General features: G+C 40.5%; 7 protein-coding genes. 5 read left to right on the plus strand and 2 right to left on the minus strand.

Features of this window, described 5'->3' with window-relative positions:
- Positions 1-228: 228 nt before the first annotated feature.
- Entirely contained in the window at positions 229-1,443 is a 1,215-nt protein-coding gene (locus PSF28_RS08785) for an ADP-ribosyltransferase domain-containing protein (RefSeq protein ID WP_004910973.1), read from the plus strand.
- A gap of 306 nt (positions 1,444-1,749) precedes the next feature.
- Here the strand turns inward: PSF28_RS08785 and PSF28_RS08790 are convergent, their stop codons facing one another.
- Both PSF28_RS08790 and PSF28_RS08795 read right to left on the minus strand, forming a co-directional pair.
- Entirely contained in the window at positions 1,750-2,730 is a 981-nt protein-coding gene (locus tag PSF28_RS08790; RefSeq protein WP_109912257.1) for a bile acid:sodium symporter family protein, read from the minus strand.
- Positions 2,731-2,790: 60 nt separating this feature from the next.
- Complete coding sequence (locus PSF28_RS08795; protein WP_272684947.1) at positions 2,791-3,834, minus strand: oxidoreductase; 1,044 nt, start codon at positions 3,832-3,834, stop codon at positions 2,791-2,793.
- A 128-nt stretch (positions 3,835-3,962) separates the two neighbouring features.
- Here PSF28_RS08795 and PSF28_RS08800 point away from each other — a divergent pair, with 128 nt between their 5' ends.
- The 4 genes from PSF28_RS08800 to rsxC all read left to right on the plus strand — a co-directional run.
- Positions 3,963-4,403, plus strand: a complete 441-nt coding sequence (locus PSF28_RS08800) for a DUF2569 domain-containing protein (RefSeq protein WP_004910980.1) — start codon at positions 3,963-3,965, stop codon at positions 4,401-4,403.
- Between the two features lie 84 nt (positions 4,404-4,487).
- The gene (gene rsxA / locus PSF28_RS08805) at positions 4,488-5,069 is read left to right on the plus strand and encodes an electron transport complex subunit RsxA (protein ID WP_004910983.1); all 582 of its coding nucleotides are present in this window, start codon (positions 4,488-4,490) and stop codon (positions 5,067-5,069) included.
- Positions 5,069-5,683 carry an electron transport complex subunit RsxB gene (gene rsxB, locus PSF28_RS08810; RefSeq protein ID WP_210837311.1) on the plus strand — a complete coding sequence of 205 codons (615 nt, stop codon included), beginning with the start codon at positions 5,069-5,071 and terminating at the stop codon, positions 5,681-5,683. The genes rsxA and rsxB overlap by 1 nt, the downstream gene beginning before the upstream one ends.
- Positions 5,676-7,367, plus strand: a 1,692-nt coding sequence (gene rsxC / locus PSF28_RS08815; protein WP_272684948.1) for an electron transport complex subunit RsxC, incomplete at its 3' end; no start/stop codon positions are given. The genes rsxB and rsxC, both read left to right, overlap by 8 nt.

Genomic DNA, 7,367 nt, shown 5'->3' on the forward strand with positions numbered 1-7,367 from the left:
TATTTAGTTAAGATTTAGAGGGGATCTGCCCCTCTATCTCAATATCCTTAAAATTCCCCTTCCGAAAAATCTTTGGCCTGCATGCTGCTATATGAGATTGTTAATATCTGCCCTATTTTTTTAGTTAGCCGCTCTCTTACTATTTAAAAATCGTTTTACGCAAGCCTATATATTCATATTTTATATATTAATAAAAAACATCTTATATATTTATTTAGGAAAATCAGCATGACTATTATTAACTCAAGTACTTCAACACAACATATAGCTAGCCCAAATTTAAAACAGCAGCTCATATCGCAAAAAAATAGTTTAGTTAGCAATATTAATAAAATTAAGACTACAATAGAAACGAATAAAGCGGAAATGACAGAATTAAAAGAATTTATCAAACATAATATGTCATTCTTAAAAGAGTTGAAGAGTATCTCTGACCAACATGGAAAAGATAGCCAAGTCCGCCTCAAAAATGGGCATTTTAAATTAGGCCAAGGAAGTAATGTACTAAAAAATATTTTTTCCAGTGGCCGCTACCAAACTGAACGCACTGCCGCGGCAACCTTATTAAATGTAACAGCAAAAAGTGTTACTGTCGCCGATTCAACTAACTTGCTCACGAAGTTGAAAGCAAAAGATGAATCAACCTTATCATCACTGACCGATAACAATAAAAATGCTCAACAACAAATTGCTAGTCTCAGTAAAGAGCTTGCCCCAATAGAAACTCAATTAAACACGATTAAAACACAAGAAGCCGATAATGAGAAAGCAGCTGAACAGCTAAAAAATAAGCGTCAGCAATTTTCTTCTATCTACCAAAGTAATGAAGGTTGTAAAGCAATCAACAATGAGGCCCGCTATATTTTTGGTAATGGCAAACAAGGTGGCTCTTTAAGTGGTAGTAAAGTCATTGCTGAATATGAGCGAGTACATGGCTCAGATATTTTTTCAAAAGGAAATAGCCACATTAAATTTGAATTAAAATGTAACAGTGATAATTTAAATGAGTTAGTGAAAACCGCTGCTAAAAATTGGTATTCACCGTCAAGTACAACAGCAACCACCCATCGTGGGCAAGGTATGACTAGTGATGGCTTAAATACTTTAATTAATAATTTTAATGCCGACAAAAAAAGCGATAATAAGACGGTTTATCAGTTAGGGCAATTTTTTTCAACGTCGAGTAGAAATGATATTGCTAAGTCTTTTGCCAACCAGAGCCAAGATGATGTTAAAGTTATGTTTTTAGTGAAAGGCAATAGTGGCAACGGGATCACTCCGCAAGCTGGGCTAAGCTTTAATAATAATGAAAGTGAAGTACTCTACTCACCGCTGGCAAACTTTAGTGTCAACAATATTGTAAAAAACTCCAAAGAAAATATATATAAAATTGAGTTAACAGAAGTTAAATCTCAAAAAGACGCACAACTATTACCTTACTAGTTCGAGAGTTTGTTTTTGAGCCTATAACAATTATTTTTCTTTTTATAGGCTTTTTTGAACTTTAGCGTAAAATAATTAACCCTACCGCGCTTCTTAATATATTAAGCCTGTCTAAAAACAATGCGTTACTTAAAATAACATCATCGATTATTAGCATCCACCGCATAAGCAGCGGCTCTATTGTTAATTATATAATTATTTGTATGTTGTAACTAAACGGCGTGTATGCTTAGGAGATCGGTTATAAATCTAATTGAGGGGTAATGGCCTATTTTGTCAGAACAAAACCCCATGATTGCCCTATTGTCAGTCCTTAGTTGATAGCCTTTTCGCATAACGCTGAGCAAGTACAGCGCTGACCATCAGTTGTATTTGGTGGAAGATCATCAATGGCAATAAAATAACCCCCACTGTCGCAGCAGGAAACAACACGTTCGCCATGGGTACTCCATTCGCTAAACTCTTTTTCGAGCCACAGAAAACGATGGTAATTTCATCTTCTTTGCTAAAACCTAACAGCCGTGCAGCTAACGTATTAAATACAATGACAATAAATAAAATAACGCATGTAACAACCACTATCATCAAGAGTGAAAATGCATCTATTTTCTGCCAAATTCCCTCAACAACGGCTTCACTAAATGCCACGTAAACCACTAACAATATTGAAGACCGGTCAGTCATATTCACTAACTTACGATTACGGTTAATCCAATTGGCAATCAATGGTCGAGATAAATGCCCCACGACAAAGGGTAGCATTAATTGCATTAAGATGGAGCCTATCGCATTGAGTGTATCCATGGCTTGGCTACCATCAGCATCCATCAATAAGCCAACTAAGATTGGCGAAAGAAAAACCCCAAGAATACTCGACGCCGATGCACTACAAATAGCTGCGGCAATATTCCCACCGGCCACTGATGTGAACGCAATTGCTGATTGTACGGTTGCAGGTAAAGCACATAGGTATAAAAAGCCCATATATACCGTCGGTGACATCCATTTAGGTACAATCACCGCGAGTCCTAATCCTACAATAGGAAATACAATAAATGTACTCGCAAAAACCAGGAGATGTAGACGCCAGTGCCCTATCCCCGCCATGATTGATTCACGAGATAACTTGGCTCCATGCATAAAGAACAGCAATGCAATTGCAGCAGTAGTTAAATATTGAAACCCCGTTTTTATGTCACCTTCACAAGGAAAAAGACTGGCTAGAATGACAACACCAATCATGATAAGTAAAAATGGGTCTATTCTCAGTTTAGCTAGCAAATTCATTCGATTATCCATAATAAAAGCCAGTTATGTTAACTGGCCTTATAGTGAGCGTTGATGACGTTAAAATATTTCTTCGATAGTCCGTTTTTCTTTTGCCGAACGTATACCTGCTTCAATAAGTTTCATAATATCTATCGCTTCGCTCGGGGTGACAGGATTTGGTTTACCATGGCGAATCGCATCATATATCCCTTGATAATAACCACCATAATTTCCGCGTTGGTTTGGCCAAGATTGAGTTATAAGCTCATCACCTTGTGACAGCGTCACATTACCCATATTGGTATCAATTCCCCAATCAGCCCCTTCTGGACGTTGGCCGCTCTTTAAGCTGTCTTCTTGGGTGTCTAAACCATATTTAACATAGCTACCATTCATACCATGAATAACATATATCGGTGTTGGTGCAGCGGCTAATGTTGTAGCATGTAATACCACTTTTTTATCAGCATATTGCAAAACGGTATGAAAGTAATCCACTGCCTGTGCATTAGGACGGATCATGGCAAGATCAACGTTGATCCCTAACGGCCTACCAAAATATTGCAGGACTTGGTCCAACAAATGCGGTCCTAAATCGTACCAAATACCGGCTCCGGGAATATCCGCTTCACGCCAGCGTTGCCTAACCAGTGGGCGATAACGATCAAAATGTGATTCGTAGTATTTAATATCCCCGAGCTTACCTTCTTCTAAGATTTTTTTAACGGTTAAAAAACCGGAGTCCCAACGGCGGTTATGATAAACCGACAGTAATTTTCCAGCTTGCTCCGCTTGTTGTTTCAATTGTTCAGCTTGTGAAACATCTAATGTAAATGGTTTATCAACAACCACGTGTTTTCCCGCTGCTAATGCCGCTTGCGCGAGAGGAAAGTGAGTATCATTAGGTGTAGGAATAACGACGAGTTCGATATCTTTATCAGCAAAAATAGCTTCCGGAGAGGCGGCAACATGAACATTTGGCCAATCCGCCTTAACCTTACTCGGGTCACTGCTAGAAATCGTTGTTAAATCATACCCTTCTAAAATGCCAAGGAAGGGAGCATGAAATGTTTTGCTAGCATAGCCATATCCGACGATCGCAACTTTAATTGGTTTAGACATTTAGACCTCATACAACGATAAACACAGGTGGAGATAAAAAGTACCATCAGAAGGAATGAAATGGCAAATAAATCTATGATAGGATTGTAAATTGTCCAGCGACTTCGCCAAAATGGGTTTTATTGATTATGACTTCAGTTTATGACGCCAACCGCATCACTGGCTGGTTATTAGTTCCAGCAATCTATTTGTTATTAACCTTTTTAGCTGTTTGCAGTATGACTGTCATGTATTGCATTAAGTTTTATGAGATTGTCACGACTGTTGACCATTGGACAAGCTTTATTCCTGCCGCATGGTATCTGTCATTCGCGATTACTATTGGGATGACTATTTTCAGTATCCATGTGCTGCAACTCATGTTTTCACGTTCAAAACATTTCCCTCGCCGCTTTATTATTTGGTTAATGATTTTATTATTGTTAGGTATAAAAACCTTCGCATTTTCACCGATAGATGATGAAACTGCTTTGCAAGTCTTGGCTTGGCCTTTAATTGGGGCAGGTTTCTTTGTCCCTTATTTAAAACGATCCCAACGTGTAAAAATGACTTTCACACAAGATCGATAAGCATCACATAAATTGCTTGATATCATAATGATAGTTTAACTGGCTTCGGCCAGTTTTTGTTCTTTTTTCATTTCAGGCAATAGCATGACTGATTATCTATTACTCTTTGTTGGAACAGTACTGGTTAACAACTTCGTTCTCGTTAAATTCCTAGGCTTATGCCCTTTTATGGGCGTCTCAAAAAAACTCGAACCGGCCATTGGAATGGGCTTAGCAACGACGTTTGTTATGACATTAGCGTCAATCAGTTCTTGGTTGATTGACACACTCATCCTCATTCCTCTCGATCTCATCTATTTGCGAACGCTAAGTTTTATTTTAGCGATTGCTGTAGTTGTACAATTTACTGAAATGGTGGTGAGGAAAACAAGCCCAACGCTTTACCGTTTACTCGGTATTTTTCTGCCTTTAATTACCACCAACTGCGCGGTTCTTGGTGTTGCCTTATTAAATATTAATATGTCTCATACTTTTATGCAGTCTGCCGTGTATGGTTTTGGCGCTGCAGTGGGTTTCTCATTAGTCATGGTATTATTTGCCGCTATTCGCGAACGCTTAGCTGTTGCCAATGTTCCGGCCCCTTTTAAGGGCTCGTCAATTGGGTTAATTACCGCTGGCTTGATGTCTCTCGCGTTTATGGGCTTTAGTGGTTTGGTGAAATTCTAATGATGTCTGTATGGATTGCTATCGGTATATTAGCCGTTTTTGGCCTTATTTTTGGGCTGATTTTAGGGTATGCCTCATTACGCTTCAAAGTTGAGGCGGACCCTATTGTCGAACAAGTTGAAGCGATATTACCTCAAAGCCAGTGCGGCCAATGCAGTTACCCTGGCTGCCGCCCTTACGCCGAAGCGGTTGCAAATAATGGGGAAATGATCAACAAATGCGCCCCTGGTGGTGAGCAAGTCATGCTAAAAATCGCTGAATTGCTTAATGTTGACCCTCAACCAATCGATGGCGATGAAACCGTGCAAAATCCGGTTCGTAAAGTTGCGATTATCGACGAAGAAAACTGCATCGGTTGTACTAAATGCATTCAAGCCTGCCCTGTTGATGCTATTGTGGGTGCAACCCGCGCCATGCATACCGTCATTGAAGATTTGTGCACAGGATGTGACCTGTGTGTAGCCCCTTGCCCTACCGATTGTATTGAGCTTGTTCCCGTGAAAACCACCACAGCCAATTGGAAATGGGATTTAAACACCATCCCAGTCAAAAATATCAATGTTGAACCCAATGAACCATTTGTAACTAAAGCAAGGGGTGAAACTCATGCTTAAGCTCTTTAATTGGTTGAAAAAAGATAATATTTGGGATTTCAAAGGCGGGATCCATCCGCCTGAAATGAAGCTACAATCAAGCCAGACACCGATGCGTATTGCATCAATACCTGATGAACTGGTTATCCCATTACAACAGCATTTAGGCCCTGAAGGCGAGCTGATTGTTCAAGTCGGTGACTTCGTTTTAAAAGGCCAGCCTTTAACTAAAGGCCTTGGACGTACTGTGCCTGTTCATGCATCAACTTCAGGTGTTATCACTGCGATTGAGCCCATGGTGACGGCGCACCCTTCTGGCTTAAAAGAGTTATGTGTGCGTATTGCATCCGATGGCCAAGATACATGGTGTACTTTGTACCCAGAGCCTAACTACGTTCAATTAACCCGCGCTGAATTACTACAGAAAATTGAACAAGCGGGTATTGCGGGTCTCGGAGGTGCCGGTTTTCCAACCGCATCAAAATTGGCTGGTGGTAAAGATGCGATTAAAACATTAATCATTAATGCAGCTGAATGTGAGCCTTATATCACGGCAGATGATAGGTTAATGCAAGAACATGCACAGGAAGTTATTGAAGGCTGCCGTGTTTTACAGCATTTATTAAACCCAGACCAGGTACTAATTGGTATTGAAGACAATAAACCCGAGGCTATCCGTGCACTTAAAGATGCAATCACCTCGCAAGACAAACAAATATTCATTCGGGTTATACCAACCAAGTACCCATCAGGTGGTGCTAAACAGCTGACAAAAATTTTAACGGGAAAAGAAGTACCATCCGGTGCGCGTTCTTCTCAAATTGGCGTGTTAATGCAAAACGTCGGTACTGTGGTTGCTATCAAACGTGCGGTTATCGATGGCCAGCCATTAATCGAACGAGTAGTCACGGTCACAGGCGAAGCAATCAGCAAACCGGGTAATTTTTGGGCTCGTTTAGGGACTCCAGTTAAACATCTATTACAGCAATCAGGTTTTAACCCTGAACCAGAACAAATGGTGATTATGGGAGGGCCTTTAATGGGCTTTACCCTGCCCGACTTAAATGTTCCTGTCGTGAAAATTTGTAACTGTTTACTGGTTCCTACCATGGAAGAAATGGGGCCTAAAGCACTAGAAGAAGCGTGTATTCGCTGTGGGTTGTGTGTTGAAGCCTGCCCTGCTGCGCTACTACCTCAGCAACTTTACTGGTTCAGTAAAGGAGATGAACACGAAAAAGCGCAAAAACATAATTTATTTGACTGCATAGAGTGTGGTGCATGTGCTTATGTGTGCCCGAGTAATATTCCGTTAGTACAATATTACCGTCAAGAAAAAGCAGAAATTCGTGAAATTGCTCAAGAAGAGCGCCGTGCCGCTGAAGCAAAATTGCGTTTTGAAGCAAAACAGTTGCGTATGGAACGTGATAAACAAGCACGGGAAGAACGCCATAAAAAAGCGGCTGTACAAGTCGATAGTACAGATAAAAATGCCGTTAATGCCGCTTTAGCACGAGTTAAAGCCAAACAAACGGTAACAGCGGAACCCATTAAGATTGTTTCCGGTGAACTCCCAGACAATAGTGCAGTAATCGCTGCTCGCGAAGCCCGTAAAGCCCAAGCTCGAGCTAAACAAGCTGAAAAGCTGGCCAATACACAAACAGAAACTGTTGATATAGCAGCAACGGATGATCCCCGTAAAGATGCC

The sequence above is a fragment of the Providencia sp. PROV130 genome (assembly GCF_028482225.1).
GTDB lineage: Bacteria > Pseudomonadota > Gammaproteobacteria > Enterobacterales > Enterobacteriaceae > Providencia > Providencia rettgeri.

Excerpts from the sequence above, each read along its gene's own strand:
- PSF28_RS08785 (WP_004910973.1), top strand. The coding sequence starts at position 229 with ATGACTATTATTAACTCAAGTACTTCAACACAACATATAGCTAGCCCA.
- PSF28_RS08790 (WP_109912257.1), bottom strand. The coding sequence starts at position 2,730 with ATGAATTTGCTAGCTAAACTGAGAATAGACCCATTTTTACTTATCATG.
- PSF28_RS08795 (WP_272684947.1), bottom strand. The coding sequence starts at position 3,834 with ATGTCTAAACCAATTAAAGTTGCGATCGTCGGATATGGCTATGCTAGC.
- PSF28_RS08800 (WP_004910980.1), top strand. The coding sequence starts at position 3,963 with ATGACTTCAGTTTATGACGCCAACCGCATCACTGGCTGGTTATTAGTT.
- rsxA (WP_004910983.1), top strand. The coding sequence starts at position 4,488 with ATGACTGATTATCTATTACTCTTTGTTGGAACAGTACTGGTTAACAAC.
- rsxB (WP_210837311.1), top strand. The coding sequence starts at position 5,069 with ATGATGTCTGTATGGATTGCTATCGGTATATTAGCCGTTTTTGGCCTT.